Origin of the sequence: Nocardia sp. XZ_19_385 (assembly GCF_015355755.1) — a bacterium.
Lineage (GTDB): Bacteria > Actinomycetota > Actinomycetes > Mycobacteriales > Mycobacteriaceae > Nocardia.
On sequence record NZ_JACVEE010000002.1, the window covers coordinates 1610130 to 1624754 of the forward strand.

Below are 14625 nucleotides of genomic sequence, written 5' to 3' on the forward strand. Positions count from 1 at the left end.
AGACCCGGTGTTCGGGACGGAAAACTGGAACGCGTGTTAGTAGGTCCCCTAGATCTTCTTTACTAGTAATACCCCCTGTGCTGCAATGAGTGTAGAACGTGTTTCAGTTCTCAAAGGAGACAACTGGTGGTTCACACTCGTCCTGATCTGCCCGAAGGTTTCGACGTCACCGATCCGGACATCTACGCGCAGCGAGTGCCGGTCGAGGAGTACGCGGAACTGCGCAAGGCCGCGCCGATCTGGTGGAATCCGCAGCCACCGGAAATCGGCGGCTTCCACGACGACGGCTTCTGGGTGGTGAGCAAGCACGCCGAAGTCAAGGAGGTCTCGCGGCGCAGCGAGGTCTTCTCCACCTTCGAGAACACCGCGCTCCCGCGCTTCAACGACGACATCCCACGCGAGAACATCGACATGCAGCGGCTGGTGCTGCTGAACATGGACGCGCCCGAGCACACCAAACTGCGCAAGATCATTTCCCGCGGCTTCACCCCACGCGTGATCAACGGCCTGCGCGCCGAACTGTCCGCGCGCGCCGAGGGGATCGTCAAACGCGCCGCCGAAGAAGGCGCGGGCGACTTCGTCACCCAGGTCTCGTGCGAACTGCCGCTGCAGGCCATCGCCGAACTGATCGGCGTGCCGCAGGAGGACCGGATGAAGGTCTTCCAGTGGTCCAACGAGATGACCGGATACGACGACCCCGAGTTCGCCGGTGTCGATCCGATGGCCTCGTCCATGCAGATCCTGAGCTATGCCTACGAGATGGCCGAGGCGCGCAAGCAATGTCCCGCCAACGACCTGGTCACCAAGCTGATCGAGGCCGACATCGACGGCGATTCGCTCAAGCCGGAGGAGTTCGGCTTCTTCGTGATCCTGCTGGCGGTCGCGGGCAACGAGACGACACGCAATGCCATCACGCACGGCATGATGGCATTCCTTGATCACCCCGAGCAATGGGAGCTGTTCAAGAAAGAACGTCCGGCCACCGCCTATGACGAGATAATCCGGTGGGCCACCCCGGTCACCTCGTTCCAGCGGACCGCGCTCGAGGACACCGAACTCGGGGGAGTGCAGATCAAGAAGGGGCAGCGGGTCGTCATGCTGTACCGCTCGGCCAACTTCGACGAGGACGTCTTCGAGCACCCGGAGCAATTCGACATCCTGCGCAAGAACAACGACCACCTGTCCTTCGGCGGCACCGGCGCCCACTTCTGCATCGGCGCGAACCTGGCCCGGCTGGAAGTCGAGCTGATCTTCAACGCGATCGCCGATCACCTGCCGGACATCAGCAAGCTGGGTGACCCGAAGCGGCTGCGCTCGGGCTGGCTGAACGGCATCAAGGAGTTCCAGGTCGACTACCAGACCAAGGGCGGTGGCGGCTGCCCGGTCGCGCACTGAGAACGAGAAGGCCCCGAATCGGCACGTCCCATGCGATTCGGGGCCTTTCGTGTGCTGACCCGGAGGTCAGCGGTCCTTACTCGGCGGCCTTCATGGTGGCCATGGCGCGCTCGGTCTCCCAGAACGCGCGCAGCGCCGCGATCTTTCCGGCGTCGTTCACCTTGTAGGTGAAGACACCTTCGGCATCGATCTGCCGGCCGGCGATCCGGGTGCGGATCATGCCGGTGTAAGCCACCTCGTGACCGCAGGCGAACGAGTCGCCGAACAGGAATTCGATCGATTCGGTCTTCGCGATCGCCATGTCCCAGAACGCGGCGATCGCTTCGTGGCCGCGGTGGCCTTTGCCTTCGGGGTCGAATCCGGAAGGGCCGATGGGATCTTCGACGATCCCGTCTTCGGCGAACAGGGCGACCCACGCGTCCTTGTCCCGCGCCCGCACGGCGGCCTGTGATGCCTGGCCGGCGGCACGCGCCGGATGTTCGGTGCTCATCGTCTACCCTTTCGGCTTCTCGGAGCCCACGACCCACATGGAGAAGTACTGCGAGCCACCGCCGTACGCGTGGCCCATCGCCTTGCGTGCGTCCTTGACCTGGTAGTCCCCGGCCCGGCCCATGACCTGCTTGGCGGCCTCGGCGAACCGGATCAGGCCGGAGGCGCCGATCGGGTTCGAGGAGAGCACGCCACCCGAGGGGTTCACCGGGATCCTGCCGCCGATCTCCGTCTCACCCTTGTCGGTGAGCTTCCAGCCCTCACCGGGCGCGGCGAAACCGAGGTTCTCCAGCCACATCGGCTCGAACCAGGAGAAGGGGACATAGATTTCGGCGGCGTCGATCTCTTCGATCGGATTGGTGATGCCCGCGGCTTTCCACAGTGCGGCGGCCGCGTCCTGGCCGGCCTGCGGGTTGACCTGGTCGCGTCCGGCGAAGGTGGTCGGCTCGGTGCGCATGGCGGTGCCGTGCACCCACGCGACCTTCTTGCCTTCGGCTTCGACCACGGCGGCGGCTTCGGCGTCACCGATGATCAGCGCGCACGCGCCGTCCGAGGAGGGGCAGGTCTCGTCGAAACGGATCGGGTCCCACAGCATCTGCGAGGCCAGCACCTTGTCGACGGTGATGTCGGGCTGATGCAGGTGCGCGAGCGGGTTCTTGGCGCCATTGCGCCGGTCCTTCACCGCGACCAGTGCGCCGATATGGTTCGGGGCGCTGGAGCGCCGGATGTAGGAGCGCACGTGCGGTGCGAAGTAGCCGCCCGCGCCCGCGCCGACCGGCATGGTGAACGGCACCGGAATCGACAACGCCCACATGGCATTCGATTCGGACTGCTTCTCCCAGGCCACCGCGAGCACCCGCTTGTGCATGCCCGCCTGCACCAGGTTGGCGGCCACGACACCGGTGGAGCCGCCGACCGAGCCGGCCGTATGCACGCGGAGCAGGGGTTTTCCGGTAGCGCCGAGGGCATCGGCCATCATGAGCTCGGGCATCATGACGCCCTCGAACATATCCGGCGCCTTGCCCACGACGACCGCATCGATATCGGCCATGGTGAGGCCGGCGTCTTCGAGCGCACGATCGATTGCTTCGCGGCACATCCCCGACATGGAGACGTCGGTTCGTTTCGTCACGTGATGGGTTTGGCCGGTGCCCAGCACCGCAGCGGGGAGACTCATCGGGTGCCTTCCAGGACGGTAACCAAGTTCTGTTGCAGCGCCGGGCCACTGGTCGCGTGGGCGAGTGCGCGGTTAGCTGAGCCCGCCATAATCGCCCGCGCGGCGAATCCGATGCGCTCCAATCCGGCGGCGAACATCGGGTTTGCTACCAGTGCGCCACCGGACGGGTTGACCCGAGTTTCCGGCTTCAATCCGATCGCCTCGGCGAGGATCAGCTGCTGATGGCTGAACGGTGCGTGCAGTTCGGCGATATCGAAACCGGTGGTGTCGCCACCGGTCACCGCCTGTGCCGCCGCGGCGGTGGAAGGCGAGGCGGCGAGGTCGCGCGCGCCCAGCATCGGGGTGTCGATGCGGTGCGCCATCCCGGTGATCCAGGCCGGGCGCTCGCACAGTTCCTTGGCGCGATCGCCCACGGCCAGCACAATCGCGGCCGCACCGTCGGTGACCGGCGCGATGTCGTGGGCGCGCAGGGGATCGGCCACATACGGTGTGGCGAGCAGAGATTCGAGATCGCCGTCCGCACCGGCGGCGACCGCGGCCATATCCCGCTCCGTCCAGCGGCCCGCGGCCAGTCCGGCCCGAGCCTGCAAACCGGCGATCGCATAGGAATCCGGCCACAGCGGCGTGACGGTGTAGGGGTCGAGCTGCATGGTCAAGACCTGGCGCAGAGTGCCCGCCGAGGATTTGCCGAAGCCGTATACCAGCGCGGTCTGCGCCTGGCCGGACTTCAATTTCACGAAGGCTTCATACAGCGCCCAGGCCGCGTCCATCTCGACGTGCGACTCGTTGATCGGTGGCACCGCGCCGATCGCGTCGACCGCGGAGATGAACGAAAAAGCACGTCCGGCAAGGTAATCCGAGGAGCCCGAGCACCAGAAGTCGATATCGGACTTGGCGATGCCGAGATCGGAGTAGAGCTGCTGGAAGCAGGGCACCAGCATTTCGACACCGTTGGTGGTGCCGAAGGTCTCCGGTACATGCGGCGCGTGGGCGAACCCCACCACCGCGATGTCGGTGGAATTGTCAGTCAACGTACGCGGCCTCTCAGAGGTGATGCTTGTAGGTGTCGTAGTCGGCGTCGGGTTCGCCGGACGGCTCGAAGTGGTCCACGTTGGACAGGCTGAAGCCCCACTCCGCGCGCGGCTTCCACACCGCCTGCACGCGCATGCCCATGCGCACTTCGCTTGCCTCGCAACCGAGTACGAGATGCAGCACCGGGATGTCGGCGCCGTCCAGCAGCACGTAGGCGGCCACGTACGGCGGCTTGATGCGCTGGCCCAGGAACGGCACGTTGACGATGCAGAAGGTGGTGACCGTGCCGTGGTCGGACAGCTCGACATAGTCGTTGGTCGGCAGGCCGTTGGTCGGATTCGCGCCGCGCGGCGGGAAGTAGACCTTGTCGCCGTCGCCGGAGCGGGCGCCCAGCAGCTTGCCCTCGGCCAAGCCGCGCAGGTAGACGGTCTCCTGCGGGGAGGCGTTGTGGCTGTAGTGCAGGTCGACCGGGGTGACGAGCTCGGTGATCGGCTCCCGGTCGTCCTCGGAAGGCGCTGGCGCGGTGGAGGTTTCGCCCGGCTCGAAGCAGGCGATGTCCTTGATGCTGCCGGTGGTTTCGGCGGCCCACCGGGCCCGCACCCGCATGCCGGTCGAAATATCCTGCGGCGCGGCGACATCCACGGCGTGCAGCAGCGCGGTATCGGCGCCGTCGAGACGGATCAGCGCGTAGGCGAAGGGGCGGTCGAAGGGCTGGCCGGGCAGTACGTCGGCCACCCAGCTCCAGGATTCGACGGTGCCGACGTCGGCGACGGGCACGAACTCCGTCAACGGCGCGGCGGTCACCGGATCGTATTCCGGTGGCGGCACCAGCACTCGTCCGTCCGAGCCGCGCACGCCGATCACCTGATGCCCGCGCAGACCGGTCAGAAACTTGCCGATGGTCGGTCCGACGGAGCGGGTGTAGTCGAAGTGCATCCGGAGGGGCGCACTGAGTACATCGGGCGTCGCTGTGTTCAATTCCGCCCCTTTCTCATCCGTAACTACGCCGGATGCGGTATTCCCCTGAGTCACGACATCGAGTAGAACAGGTTCTTATTCTGGTGGCAAGCACCGGGACGGCATAGGGTCCGATGTGAGCTCGGCCACGGCGGTAGCGGGCGACGGAGAAGGAGACACCTGATGAAGTTCGGACTACAGCTCGGGTATTGGATGGCACAGCCGCCGGCGAACGCCGGGGAGTTGGTGCAGGCCGCCGAGACTGCGGGCTTCGACGCGGTGTTCGCCGCCGAATCGTGGGGTTCGGATGCCTTCGGTCCGCTCACCTGGTGGGGGTCCCAGACCGAACGGGTGCGGCTGGGCACCTCGGTGGTGCAGCTGTCCGCACGCACGCCGGCGGCGACCGCCATGCACGCGCTCACGCTGGATCACCTCAGTGGTGGCCGCGCGGTGCTCGGCCTCGGCGTCTCCGGTCCGCAGGTGGTCGAGGGCTGGTACGGGCAGCCCTTCGCCAAGCCGCTGGCGCGCACCCGGGAGTACGTGGACATCATCCGCAAGGTGCTCGCGCGCGAGGCGCCGGTGACCAATGACGGGTCGCACTACCCGCTGCCCTACACCGGGCCGGGCGCGGTCGGTCTCGGGAAGCCGTTGAAGCCGATCGTGCATCCGCTACGTGCGGATTTGCCGATCTGGCTGGGCGCCGAAGGCCCGAAGAATGTGGCGCTGACCGCCGAGATCGCGGATGGCTGGCTGGCCATCTACTACGCCCCGCGCCTGGCGAACATGTACAACGACTGGCTCGATGAGGGCTTCGCCCGGGCCGGTGCGCGCCGCACCCGCGAGACCTTCGAGATCGCCGCGAGCTGCCAGGTGGTGATCACCGACGATCCGCAGAGCGAACTGGAGAAGATGCGCTGGATCATGGCGCTCTACATCGGCGGCATGGGCGCACCGGAGCAGAACTTCCACGCCCAGGTCTACAAGCGGATGGGCTACGAGCGCGAGGTCGACGAGATCGGCAAGCTCTTCCTGTCGGGCAAGAAGGCCGAAGCCGCGGCGGTGGTCCCGGACGAGCTCATCCTCGACACCGCGATCATCGGCACCGCCGAACACGTCCGCGAACAGATCAAGGTCTGGGAGGCGGCGGGCGTCACCATGATGCTGGTGTCGGCCAACAGTGCCGAGCAGGTGTGCGAACTGGCCGCACTCGCGTCGTGATACCCCTTGTTCATTGATAGAACACGTTCTAAATTCATTGAGGTGACGATGACCACTATCGATCCCGATACCCGCCTGCGGATGCCTGTGCACAACGGGTTCAGCCTGCTCGCCGGACTGCGGCGGCACAAGAACGCGCCGGTGGTGACGCTCGGGGACACCGTGCTCACCGGCGCGGACGTGCTCGACGCGATCAGTCAGTACGTCGCCGCGTTCGAAGCCAATGGCATCGAAACCGGCTCTCCGGTAGGCGTTCTCGCGTTGAACCGCCCCGAGGTGCTGTTCACCATCGCGGCCGGGCAGGCGCGCGGCCATCGGCGGACGGCGCTGCATCCCATCGGCGGCCTCGACGATCACGCGTATGTGCTTGCCGACGCGGGTATTTCGACGCTGATCCTGGATCCGGTGCCGATGTTCGTGCAGCGCGCCCGCGACCTGGTCGACCGTGTCGAGGGCTTGACCAAGGTGCTGGTCCTGGGTCCGGTGCCGGACGAACTATCCGATGTCGGTGTGGATTTCCTCGCCGAGGTGGCCAAGTACGAGCCCGGACCGGTCGAAGCCGTGGAGCTGCGGCCCGAGGATGTCATCTCGGTCAGCTACACCGGCGGCACCACCGGCAAGCCCAAGGGCGTGATCGGCACGGCGCAGGCGATGGCCACCATGACCCAGATCCAGCTCTCGGAATGGGAATGGCCGAAGCGGCCGAAATTCCTGATCTGCACGCCACTTTCGCACGCGGGGGCGGCCTTCTTCCTGCCCGTGGTGCTGCTCGGCGGCGAGTGCATCGTGGTGCCGCGTTTCGACGCGGGCGAGGTGCTCAAAGCGATCGAGGAGTACAAGATCAGCGCCACCATGCTGGTGCCGTCGATGATCTACGCGCTGCTCGACCATCCCGATGTGGACAAGCGGGATCTGTCCTCGCTGGAAACTGTGTATTACGGTGCCTCCTCGATCGATCCGACCCGGCTCACCCAGGCCATCGAGAAGTTCGGGCCGATCTTCGCCCAGTACTTCGGCCAGTCCGAGGCCCCGATGGCGATCAGCTACCTGGGCAAAGAGGAGCACGACAAGGAACGGCTCACCTCCTGTGGCCGCCCGTCGGCCGCCCTGCGGGTCGCTTTGCTCGACACCGAGGACAAGGTCGTCGCCCCCGGCGAAGTCGGCGAAATCTGTGTCTCCGGGCCACTTTTGGCCGCGGGCTACCTGAATCTCCCCGAGGTGACCGCCGAAACCTTCAAGGACGGCTGGCTGCGCACCGGGGACCTGGCGCGCCAGGACGAGGACGGCTTCCTGCACATCGTGGGCCGCAGCAAGGACATGGTCGTCACCGGCGGCTTCAACGTCTTCCCGCGCGAGGTGGAAGACGTTGTCGCGGAACATGACAGCGTGCTCGGCGTGGCCGTGGTCGGCGTCCCGGACCCGCAGTGGGAAGAGGCCGTCACCGCCGTCATCGTGCTCGACCCGGCCGTCGCCGCCGACGAAGCCGCGGTGCGGAAGGTGACCGCCGAGATCTCGCGGACCGTGAAGCAGCGCAAGGGCTCGGTGCAGGTGCCCAAGCACTACATCGTCGTCGACCAGCTGCCGCTCACCGGTCTGGGCAAGCCCGACAAGAAGGCCATCCGGATCCTCGCCAACGAGCGCCTGGGTATCGCCTGACACAGACTGCGGGTTGCTTGGTGGTCGAGTTGCCCGTATGAATCTGCCCCCGTCCAGAGCCAGGACGGGGGCAGATTCCGTGGTATCTCAGGCGTTTTCGCGCAGTTCCAGCGGCAGGTCGAACAGCGGGAACAGCTTCTCGGTGTCGAGGAAGAAGTTGAGCCCGGCGATGGCGTCGCCGTCGAGTTCCAGGATCGTGATCGACCACGGGATGTAGACGCCCGGTTCGTCGGCCGGCTTGTAGTGGCCGAAGGCGATGTGGCCGTTGGCGCCCTCCAGGCGGATCATCTTGGAGCCCTTGCACGCGCTGCCGGTGCCGAGCATGAACTCGGCGACGTTCTCCGGGCCCGAGATCCAGAGGTCGAACGGCGGCATGGACAGTGCCACATCGGCTTTCAGCAAGGTGGTGAGCGCGTCCATGTCGTAGGCCTCGAAGGCCGAGACGAAATTGTCGACGAGCCGGCGCTGGTTCTCGTCGGATTCGTCGAAGTCGTCGAAATCGCTGGGCTGCACCTTCGACATGGTGGCGCGGGCCCGCTGCAGGGCGCTGTTCACCGACGCGGGGGACATGGTGAGCGCCTCGGCGGTCTCATTCGCCGAGAAGCGCAGCACCTCGCGCATGATCAGGATGGCGCGCTGAGTGGCCGGCAGGTGCTGACAGGCGGCGACGAAGGCCAGGCGCAGCGTGTCTTTGGCGGAGGCGTGCTCGGCCGGATCGGCCCCGAAGGCCAGGGCGTTGGGGATCGGTTCGATCCAGACGTAATCCGGCTGCGGCGGCGGCAGTGTCGAATCCGGGCTGCTGGGACCGTTGAGGTCCATCGGCCGGGCCCGGCGCTGCGGACCGTCGAGCATGTCCAGGCAGACATTGGTGGCGATCCGATACAACCAGGAGCGCAGACTGGCGCGGCCCTCGAACGAGTCGTAGGACTTCCAGGCGCGGGTGAAGGTCTCCTGCACGGCGTCCTCGGCTTCGAAGGAGGAACCGAGCATGCGGTACGCGTAGGCGCATAACTCGCGCCGGTGCCCCTCGAACGACGCGAGCACGTCGGGGGTGAGGGTGGCGGATCTGGCCGAGTCGTTCATGGATGTCACGATGCCACAGCCCACCGACAAGTCACAGAGGGCAATTCGCCCGAAGTGGGTATCCGTAAGGCGTCCCGACCAGCGGTTTCAAGATCATTCACCGGTGTAGGTCTTTCGCTTCGCTCAGGACTTTGCGGAAGAGCGATGAGTTTCGGTGCGGGCGTCCGTCCTTATTCGTGTCACCACCGACGCGCGCGAGAGGACGAAAACATGAGCACCAAGATGATTTTCATCAACCTTCCGGTCGAGGACCTGAACCGGTCCAAGGCCTTCTACGAGGCGGTCGGCTGGAAGGTGAACGCGGATTTCACCGATGAGAACGCGGCCTGCATCGTGGTCGATGACAACATCTGCCTGATGCTGCTGACCAAGACCTTCTTCACCACCTTCAGCCAGCGCCCGATCGCCGACACGGTCGCCGCCACCGCCGCCGCATACGCGCTCGCGCTGGCCAGTGCGGACGAGGTGGATGTGCTCACCGACGCGGCCGTGGCCGCGGGCGCCACCGAGGAACACTGCCCGGACAAGCGCGCCCAGGAGGCCGAAGTCGGGATGCACGGCCGGACCTTCATCGATCCGGACGGCCATCAGTGGGAACCGTTCTACATGGCGTACCAGGCCGCCTGAGCACCGAGAAGCTTTCCCGGCGAGAGCCAGGACCCAACTGCGGAGGGTCCTAGCGCTCGCCGGGAAGGATCTACTACTGGCCGGTGAAGTTCGGCTTGCGCTTCTCGGCGAAGGCCTTCGGGCCCTCCTTGGCATCGGCGGACCGGAACACCGACATGCCGATCTTGGCCTCGATCTGGAAGGCGTCCAGCTCGTGCATCGCCTCGGTCTCGCGCAGCGTACGCAGGATCGCCTGCACGGCGAGCGGGCCGTTGTTCGAGATCTGCTGCGCCAGTTCCAGCGCCTTGTCCAGGGCGGTGCCGTCCGGCACCACGTGCCCGACCAGCCCGTATTCCTTGGCTTCGGCGGCGGTGATGTGCCGGCCGGTCAGCAGGATCTCCGCGGCGACGGTGTAGGGAATCTGGCGTACCAGGCGCACTGCCGACCCGCCGAGCGGGAACAGGCCCCAGCGCGCCTCGGAGACACCGAATTTCGCGCTTTCCGCGGCCACCCGGATGTCGGTGCCCTGCAGGATTTCCGTGCCGCCCGCGATGGCCGCGCCCTCCACGGCCGCGATCAGCGGCTTGGTCAGGCGGCGGCCTTTGAGCAGCGCCGGGAGATTGGCCGGGTCGAAACTGGATTCGTTGTCACCCGGGTGGTTGGCGCTCATCGCCTTCAAATCCATACCCGCGCAGAACGTCCCGCTTGCACCGGTGAGGATGGCCACACGAATGTCGGGATCGCTATCGACCTGGTCCCAGGCGTCGCGCATGATCGCCATCATCTCGGCGGACAGGGCGTTGCGAGCCTCGGGGCGATTCATCGTCACGATGAGAACATGATCGCGCTTTTCAACGAGGCAGTGCGGCATAGACCTTCTCCTGACTTGCTGGCCTTTTCGAGTGACCTGACAAGCAGTCACTAGCGGGTGCTTGCCAGGGACAGTAACACGTTCTATTTTAGGCCTGTGAGCTACAACATAGCGGACCTTGTCGAACACGCCATCGACCTCATGCCGGATCGCGTCGCGCTGGTCGACGACGCCCGCGAGGTGACTTACGCGGAACTGGAGGAGCAGGCCAATAAATTGGCCCACTACCTGCTGGAACATGGTGTCCAGCAAGGTGACAAGGTGGGTCTCTACTCGCGCAACACCATCGAGGCCGTGATCGCCATGGTGGCGGTCTTCAAGGCCCGCGCGGTGTTGATCAACGTGAACTTCCGATACGTCGAGAACGAGTTGCAATATATCTTCGACAACTCGGACATGGTCGCGCTGATCCACGAGCGTCGCTACACCGACAAGGTCGCCGCCGTCCGGTCGAACACCCCCAAGCTGGGAACCGTCATCGTCGTCGACGACGATACGACCGGAACGATCGCGACCGCAGCCGATTCAGTGGATTACGCCACAGTGCTCGCCGAGTCCTCGGGCGAGCGGGACTTCGGCGAACGCTCCGGCGACGACATCTTCATGCTCTACACCGGCGGCACCACCGGCCTGCCCAAGGGCGTGATGTGGCGCCAGGAGGACTGGTGGCGAGTGCTCGGCGGCGGCATCAACTTCGTCACCGGCGATCGCGTCGAGGACGAGTGGCAGCAGGCCAAGACCGGCGCCGGCAACGCGCAGATGGTGCGCTACCCGATCCCGCCGCTGATCCACGGCGGTTCGCAGTGCGCGGTGTTCCACGCCCTCTTCGACGGCGGCAAGGCGATCATGCTGCCGGAGTTCAGCGGGCACGGCGTCTGGCAGGCCATCGACAAGCACACCGTGAACCTGATCTTCATCACCGGCGACGCGATGGCCCGCCCGATGCTCGACGCACTGAAGGAGGGCAACCCGGAAACCGGTGAGCCCTACAAGCATTCGACCCTGTGGGCGATGGCCTCCAGCGCGGCGCTGTTCTCGCCGACGCTCAAGGACCAGTTCATGGAAGAGCTGCCGAACACCATGATCACCGACTCGATCGGCTCCTCGGAGACCGGCTTCGGCGGCCTGGCCGTGGTCACCAAGGGTCAAACCCACACCGGCGGTCCGCGGGTGAAGATCGACGCTTCCACCGAGGTGCTCAACGACGAGGGCTACCCGGTCGAGCCGGGTTCGGGCCAGATCGGTTTCATCGCGCGCAAGGGCCACATCCCGCTGGGCTACTACGGCGACGAAGCCAAGACCAAGGCGACGTTCAAGGAGTTCCACGGGGTGCGTTACTCCATCCCCGGCGACTACGCCCGGGTCGAGGCGGACGGCACTGTCACCATGCTCGGCCGCGGTTCGGTCAGCATCAACAGCGGGGGCGAGAAGATCTACCCCGAAGAGGTCGAGGGCGCGCTGAAGATGCACCCGGACGTCTTCGACGCGCTCGTCGTCGGCGTGCCGGATGAGCGCTGGGGACAGCGGGTTACGGCGGTCGTGCAGTGCCGCGGTGACAAGCGCCCGACCCTGGAGGACCTGCGCCCGATCCTGAACAAGGAGATCTCGGCCTACAAGCTGCCGCGCAGCCTGTGGTTCGTCGACGAGATCAAGCGGTCGCCGGCGGGCAAGCCGGATTACCGCTGGGCCAAGGAGCAGACCGAGTCGCGCCCGGCCGACGAGCATGCCGATGCCAGCAGCAAGTAAGTTCGGCTAAGTATCACCGGACAAGGGCTGTCGCGTGAGCGGCAGCCCTTGCCGCTTTTTCGCCGCCCGGAACTGGAGAACGAAAATGGAAGAGTTGCCGCCGCTGGCTTTCTTCGAGGCCACCTCGGATGGTTTCGAACCGCTGCCGTTCGCGCAGAGCGCCTGGTCGCCCACCATGATCAACGGACCGGCCGTCTGTGGTCTGCTGGCCCGGGAGCTGGAGAGCCAGTTCTGTCCGGAGGGCTTCCTGCCGTCGCGGCTGACGGTCGACATGTTCCGGCCGCCGCTGAAGAAGACGGCCACCGTGGTGACCAAGGTGGTGCGTGAAGGCAACCGGATCGTGGTGGCCGACGCGGTCCTGCAGCAGGACGGGCAGGACATGGCGCGCGCGACCGCGATCTTCCTGAAGCAGTCCGAGCAGCCGCCGGGGGAGCGCTGGACCCGCGCCGAGGCGCCGCAGCCGCCGGACGTCCCGCCCGCCGACGGCCTGAGCGTCCCGTGGTGGAACAGCAGCGACAGCGCCGACGGCTGGACCAATCGCATCCGGGACCATCAGAACGACGGCCACAAGAAGATGTGGCAGACACCGATTTCCGCGGTCCTGGGCGAGGCGCCGTCCTCGTTCGTCGGTGCGGCCATCATCGGTGAGTCGACCAGTCTGCTCACGAACTGGGGCAGCGAGGGCGTCGGCTTCATCAACGCCGACCTGACCATCGCGCTGGCCCGTCCGTCGGAGGGGCTGGAGATCGGCCTGGAGGCCGACAACCACATCAGCGCGGACGGCGTGGCCGTGGGTAGCGCGACCCTGTTCGATCGTCATGGGGCGTTCGGTACGTGTGTGGTGACGGCGTTGGCGAACGCGCAGCGCGCGGTCAACTTCGGCGAGGGCTACCGCCACCCCGCGGAAATCGCCGCGCAGTAGGCGAAGCTGTTGGGGGAGTGGATCAGCGGGACTGGGCGGCGTCGCCGGCCAGCAGGATCCGGCCCGAGCGGTACCGATCGGCGACCCGGTGGTGTACCCGGAAACGCGAGCACCACAGCACCTCGGTGACTTTCACGTCCCCGCCGGGGCCGCGCTTGTCGAGGATCGACTGGATGTCCTCGGCTGCCGGGTGCTCGGGAGCCTCGTCCAGGTCGGCACCACGATCCCGCGGCCGATCAGTTCGTCGGCGAGGCCGATTTCTTCGAGCACCTCCAAGGTCCGGGCGTGCACGACGGCGGCGCGAGAAGTGTTGGCGCCCTCGACTAGTCGATCCAGCCAACGCTTGTTGGCTTGAACGGTAGGCCGGTCGGCTGGGGAAGTGAACGGGTGTTGGCCTACACTCGTTGGCGTGACTGTCGAGCCTGACGAAACCCCTGCGCGCCGCTCGGATGCCACGCGCGCGAAGATCTTGGAAGCTGCCCGGGCGCGTTTCGCCGCCGAAGGCTTTCGCAAGGCGACGGTGCGCGCGATCGCCGCGGACGCCGAGATCGACCCGTCCATGGTCATGCGCTACTTCGGCAACAAGGACGGCCTGTTCGCGGCCGCCGTCGACATCGCTCTGGAGCTGCCCGACCTGTCGGCGGCCGCTCCGGACAGCCTGGGCGAGTTGCTGATTCATCGCTTCCTGGCGGTCTGGGAAGAACCGCCGGGCAACGAGGTCATGCTCACCCTGCTCCGTGCCGCCATCACCGACGACGCGCTCGCCGACCGCGCCCGCGCTGTCTTCGCCGAACAGGTGCTGCCCGCCGTCCTGCGCTACGGCGACCCCGCCGACGCGCCCCGGCGCAGCGGACTCATCGCAAGTCAGCTGCTCGGCCTGGCGCTCTGCCGCTATGTCCTGCAGCTGCCGCCGGTTGTCGCGATGACTCCCGATCAGCTCATTGCCGACATCGCTCCCACGCTTCAGGGTTATCTGACCTCGCACCCCGGTTAGGAAGGCACGGCCGAGTTGGCGGGATCGGCGGTGCCGGAAAGGCTTTCGCCGGTTCGGGCGAGCAGGTCGCGGAGGGTGGCCAGGCCATCGGCGCCGAGGGTGCGGGTCAGCTGTTTCTCGATCGACCGAATGTGGCCCGCGGCCACCCGGAGGGCGGTCTCGCCGGACTCGGTGAGGACGACGAGGCGGCCGCGGCGGTCGGCCGGGTCGACACGACGCTCGACGTACCCGCAGCGCTCCAGGTGGGTGATCAATTCACCCATCGACTGCTGGGTCATGCCCGCGGCTTCGGCGAGGGCGCTGATCCGCGAACCCGCCGGGTCGAGGTAGCGGAAGACCGCGTAGTGCGCGGGGCGCAAGTCGCCGTGCAGGTCGGCGTGCAATCGGCTGTTGAGCTCGTCTTCGAAGGTGCGTGTGGTCTGGACGAGCAGCTTCAACAGGGTGATAGGCGGGTCGGCGGCTATTGACACAATACAAAG

General features: G+C 66.3%; 16 protein-coding genes. 7 read left to right on the forward strand and 9 right to left on the reverse strand.

Annotated features, from left to right (window positions below; genetic code table 11):
• The first annotated feature begins 126 nt into the window (after positions 1-126).
• Positions 127-1395, forward strand: a complete 1269-nt coding sequence (locus IBX22_RS20260; RefSeq protein ID WP_194817089.1) for a cytochrome P450 — start codon at positions 127-129, stop codon at positions 1393-1395.
• 76 nt (positions 1396-1471) lie between these two features.
• On the opposite strand, the gene IBX22_RS20265 is transcribed toward IBX22_RS20260, so the two are convergent.
• The 4 genes from IBX22_RS20265 to IBX22_RS20280 are packed head-to-tail and all read right to left on the reverse strand — an operon-like array spanning position 1472 to position 5029.
• Positions 1472-1885: a nuclear transport factor 2 family protein gene (locus tag IBX22_RS20265; protein WP_194817090.1), complete on the reverse strand. Its 414-nt coding sequence runs from the start codon at positions 1883-1885 to the stop codon at positions 1472-1474.
• 3 nt (positions 1886-1888) lie between these two features.
• The gene (locus IBX22_RS20270; protein ID WP_194817091.1) at positions 1889-3061 is read right to left on the reverse strand and encodes a thiolase domain-containing protein; all 1173 of its coding nucleotides are present in this window, start codon (positions 3059-3061) and stop codon (positions 1889-1891) included.
• Positions 3058-4092 carry a thiolase domain-containing protein gene (locus IBX22_RS20275; protein ID WP_194817092.1) on the reverse strand — a complete coding sequence of 345 codons (1035 nt, stop codon included), beginning with the start codon at positions 4090-4092 and terminating at the stop codon, positions 3058-3060. Before IBX22_RS20275 ends, IBX22_RS20270 begins: the two co-directional genes overlap by 4 nt.
• A 13-nt stretch (positions 4093-4105) precedes the next feature.
• The gene (locus IBX22_RS20280; protein WP_194817823.1) at positions 4106-5029 is read right to left on the reverse strand and encodes a Zn-ribbon domain-containing OB-fold protein; all 924 of its coding nucleotides are present in this window, start codon (positions 5027-5029) and stop codon (positions 4106-4108) included.
• A 204-nt stretch (positions 5030-5233) separates the two neighbouring features.
• On the opposite strand from IBX22_RS20280, the gene IBX22_RS20285 reads away from it, so the two are divergent.
• Positions 5234-6268 (forward strand): LLM class F420-dependent oxidoreductase, encoded by a 1035-nt coding sequence (locus tag IBX22_RS20285; RefSeq protein WP_194817093.1) that lies wholly within the window; start codon positions 5234-5236, stop codon positions 6266-6268.
• 48 nt (positions 6269-6316) lie between these two features.
• Positions 6317-7924, forward strand: coding sequence for a fatty-acid--CoA ligase FadD8 (gene fadD8 / locus IBX22_RS20290; protein ID WP_194817824.1), 1608 nt, complete (start codon positions 6317-6319; stop codon positions 7922-7924).
• 87 nt (positions 7925-8011) lie between these two features.
• Here fadD8 and IBX22_RS20295 read toward each other — a convergent pair whose 3' ends face one another.
• Entirely contained in the window at positions 8012-9007 is a 996-nt protein-coding gene (locus IBX22_RS20295) for a sigma-70 family RNA polymerase sigma factor (RefSeq protein WP_194817094.1), read from the reverse strand.
• Positions 9008-9217: 210 nt separating this feature from the next.
• On the opposite strand from IBX22_RS20295, the gene IBX22_RS20300 reads away from it, so the two are divergent.
• Positions 9218-9634 (forward strand): VOC family protein, encoded by a 417-nt coding sequence (locus tag IBX22_RS20300; protein ID WP_194817095.1) that lies wholly within the window; start codon positions 9218-9220, stop codon positions 9632-9634.
• A gap of 73 nt (positions 9635-9707) precedes the next feature.
• Here IBX22_RS20300 and IBX22_RS20305 read toward each other — a convergent pair whose 3' ends face one another.
• Positions 9708-10484 (reverse strand): crotonase/enoyl-CoA hydratase family protein, encoded by a 777-nt coding sequence (locus IBX22_RS20305; RefSeq protein ID WP_194817096.1) that lies wholly within the window; start codon positions 10482-10484, stop codon positions 9708-9710.
• Positions 10485-10580: 96 nt separating this feature from the next.
• Between IBX22_RS20305 and IBX22_RS20310 the strand changes: the two genes are divergently transcribed.
• Positions 10581-12230: an acyl-CoA synthetase gene (locus IBX22_RS20310; protein WP_194817097.1), complete on the forward strand. Its 1650-nt coding sequence runs from the start codon at positions 10581-10583 to the stop codon at positions 12228-12230.
• Between the two features lie 85 nt (positions 12231-12315).
• On the forward strand, positions 12316-13152 hold the full coding sequence (locus tag IBX22_RS20315; protein WP_194817098.1) for an acyl-CoA thioesterase domain-containing protein: 837 nt from the start codon (positions 12316-12318) through the stop codon (positions 13150-13152).
• A gap of 22 nt (positions 13153-13174) precedes the next feature.
• On the opposite strand, the gene IBX22_RS37505 is transcribed toward IBX22_RS20315, so the two are convergent.
• Positions 13175-13363, reverse strand: a complete 189-nt coding sequence (locus tag IBX22_RS37505; RefSeq protein WP_228539214.1) for an FAD-dependent monooxygenase — start codon at positions 13361-13363, stop codon at positions 13175-13177.
• Positions 13285-13608, reverse strand: coding sequence for an FAD-dependent monooxygenase (locus IBX22_RS37510; RefSeq protein WP_309234759.1), 324 nt, complete (start codon positions 13606-13608; stop codon positions 13285-13287). The genes IBX22_RS37505 and IBX22_RS37510 overlap by 79 nt, the downstream gene beginning before the upstream one ends.
• Here IBX22_RS37510 and IBX22_RS20325 point away from each other — a divergent pair.
• On the forward strand, positions 13562-14146 hold the full coding sequence (locus IBX22_RS20325; protein WP_194817099.1) for a TetR family transcriptional regulator: 585 nt from the start codon (positions 13562-13564) through the stop codon (positions 14144-14146). The two genes, IBX22_RS37510 and IBX22_RS20325, sit on opposite strands and share 47 nt — an antisense overlap.
• On the opposite strand, the gene IBX22_RS20330 is transcribed toward IBX22_RS20325, so the two are convergent.
• Entirely contained in the window at positions 14143-14616 is a 474-nt protein-coding gene (locus tag IBX22_RS20330; protein ID WP_309234700.1) for a MarR family winged helix-turn-helix transcriptional regulator, read from the reverse strand. The genes IBX22_RS20325 and IBX22_RS20330 overlap by 4 nt on opposite strands.
• Positions 14617-14625 lie beyond the last annotated feature (9 nt).